The sequence below is a fragment of the Alkalibaculum bacchi genome (assembly GCF_937875145.1).
GTDB lineage: Bacteria > Bacillota > Clostridia > Eubacteriales > Alkalibacteraceae > Alkalibaculum > Alkalibaculum bacchi_A.
The window spans coordinates 1-2,969 of sequence record NZ_CALNCS010000075.1; the positions used below are offsets into that span (position 1 = coordinate 1).

Genomic DNA, 2,969 nt, shown 5'->3' on the forward strand with positions numbered 1-2,969 from the left:
TCCCTAAAACTTTTTTGCCTTTCAGTCCTGAGTAAACTTTCATGACATTCACAGACGGCGCATAATTTTGTTTTTCTATTTCTATAGTTCTAGTTCTACTCATTACTCCTGAAGGAAGTAGTGTTCGTGTTTTTAACACAGAAGTTTCTTTAAATTCTAGTGGTTTTACATAAACAGGAGAATATAGTGTAGGTTCACTGCCATCTAGGGTATAAATAATCGGAAGCGGGCGTGATATATTGAGGCTAACTTTTACGCTATCTAAAAAAGCTATTTTATTACAAGATCTATTTGGCTGTTCTGGCTGTGGAATATGATAATTAACATCATGACAATCCAGCCTAACCAACTGATTATGTATTCGTTGGGTAAAATCCTCATAATTTTTCATATTTTTTGCAGTCCAAGTAAGTTCTGCTAGTGCCAAAATCCGAGGATATATTCTATATTCTGCCAAGTCTTTGGAAGTTGCATATTCCGTCCATAAATTTGCCTGTGACCCCAATATATTTTTCTGTTGTACTCCCGAAAGTGAATCAGGTATCGGATCAAATTCATATACTTTCTTTAATGGACTATATCCTCCAATAGCTGCAGGTTCTAATTTTCGATCTCCTTGATAATAATCTAAATAAAGCCAATTACCTGAAGCGACTATTACTTTATGATTCTTTCTAGCAGCTTCAATTGCTGTCCTTTCTGCTCCCCTCCAAGACCAAGGCATGATTGCAACATTGGACGATACACCTTCATCTAATATTTCTTCCCATCCAATAATCTTTTTACCGTATCTACTCGCTATCTTTTCTACTCGTCTCACAAAATAACTTTGTAATTCATTTATACTTTTTAGGTCTTCTTTCTCAATTCTTTTTTTACAGTTAGGGCAAACATTCCATCTAACCTTTGGGCACTCATCGCCTCCGATATGAATATATTCACTAGGAAATAAAGGTATTATTTCTTCGAGAACATTTTCAACAAACTCAAATGTACTTTCTTTACCTGGACACATGACATCATTTTCTATTCCCCAATGGGTTCGTACATTAAAAGGACCACCCGTACACGATAGTTCAGGATAGGAAGCCAATGCTGCTTTCACATGTCCAGGCATCTCTATTTCAGGTACAATTGTTATCTGTCTGGAACTAGCATATGCCACAATGTTCTTTATTTCCTCTTGTGTTAGAAAACCTCCATTTACACTCCCATCGAATTCAGTACGCCAAGCACCAACTTCCGTCAGTTTTGGATATTTTTTAATTTCAATACGCCATCCCTGATCATTTGTTAAATGCAAATGTAGTTTGTTTATTTTATATAATGCAAGAACATCAATTTGCTTTTTTATAAAATCTGCTCCAAAAAAGTGTCTGCAGATATCCAACATCATCCCCCGCCACTCGAATTGAGGTTCATCTTGAATTTTCACATTGGTTATTTTCCACTCTTCATTTATAATAGTTTTTTGAGATTCAATTTCAGCTGGTAATAACTGTAATAAAGTTTGAATAGCATAAAAAACACCTTTACTTGTATTTCCTTTTAAGGTAATTCTATCTGACGAAACCTCCAATACATATGCTTCTTCATTTGTTGACGATAGTTTTTCTATAGATAGCACTATTGATTTTCCCTTCGGATTTAAAATATTATCAGAAGTTTCAAGTGAGTATCCTGTAGAAGTTGAAAGCTTATTAATCAAGTATTTGGCGACTTGATGTAATTCTGGTGAAAAATAACAAATTTCAGTTTCTGGTGTCAATAAGAAATACCCATCTTTCAGAGTAACAGATAAAGGTTTAGGAACTATATTAATACCCTTGTTGTAGCTTCTCTCGTATAATTTAGAAGCTGAGATATTCAATGAGAAAAAACAAACTGCAAAAAGTAAGCTGAAGTATCGCATAAATTAAAGTGTAACTTTTATTTTAATTTCTTCTCACAAAGATATCAACATTAAATAATAAATCATAAGCTCAAATTGGTTTTTATTTAGCTGCAATCAATAAAATCCGAGCCTATGTATATTCAAAATATCGTGATTTAGCGGAGGCTCTCTTTGCTTTGAGATAGCTTCTTTGTTGATATTTATCCGTCCCTGTACGCTCTTTATAGCTTCAAATTGCTGGAATTACCAAAATTTCAGTTTTTATACTGTCAAGATTTATAAACCAGACAACTATCGTCACTATAAAAATAGAGATTTATTTGAAATCAAGATACAATTGGTTCCGCTAAACATTATATGATGTAATACCGAGTGTGGGGGTATGAAAATACCAACGACCAATTATTTGTGCAGATTTAGCAATTTGTGCCTGCACTTGTAACAGTAACGTTGTTTGCCTACGCCATTTTACCGCTTTTGATAATAATTTCCTAAATGTTACAATGCAGACATAAAAAACTTATTGCCAAAAATAGTGTATTACCACATAAACGCTGCCCTCATCAACTCCTATCCTACTTTAGGTATTTTATATTTATCTGCGATCTTGTTCCAATCAGATACAGTCAATTTAATATACTCGACAATCTGAACAACTTTAGTTTCTGTCAATCTGAAATAGGGCGCAACGCTTAAAGCTAAGTTAAAATCCAGCGAATTGTCACTTTCCGAGATATTGAGTTTCAAGCCTGCACCATATGGATTAGGGTTAATATGGCAGGAGAAAGTATACAGCCCGTTGGCGTTAATATAAAGCCATGGCCTCTTAAATGGTCATCGGTATTGCAGACAGCTATCGAAAATACAATTCGTTTGAATAATTCTTTCAAATCTGCACTAACATTAGCACCATTTTAAATAATAAACTCAACCAATTCAAGATAAGTGACTGTCACGTCCTAAAAAAAGTTTACACATTTAGTCATACTTTGTTTGTTTTTCTTCTTTGAAATTGATAGCTATTTAGGGTTCACTGAATAATTCACATTCAAGCACAATTAAGTAATTGCACTGT

The 2,969-nt window shown here is 33.9% G+C and carries 3 protein-coding genes; all 3 read right to left on the reverse strand.

Annotated features, from left to right (window positions below; genetic code table 11):
- The coding region (locus tag Q7P22_RS05155; protein ID WP_303861520.1) for a beta-N-acetylhexosaminidase at positions 1–1,912 on the reverse strand (1,912 nt) is incomplete at its 3' end.
- A gap of 552 nt (positions 1,913–2,464) precedes the next feature.
- Positions 2,465–2,641, reverse strand: coding sequence for a hypothetical protein (locus tag Q7P22_RS05160; RefSeq protein WP_303861523.1), 177 nt, complete (start codon positions 2,639–2,641; stop codon positions 2,465–2,467).
- A complete protein-coding gene (locus Q7P22_RS14935; RefSeq protein ID WP_369695494.1) occupies positions 2,638–2,784 on the reverse strand; it encodes a HipA domain-containing protein in 147 nt (48 codons plus the stop codon). The genes Q7P22_RS05160 and Q7P22_RS14935 overlap by 4 nt, the downstream gene beginning before the upstream one ends.
- Positions 2,785–2,969 lie beyond the last annotated feature (185 nt).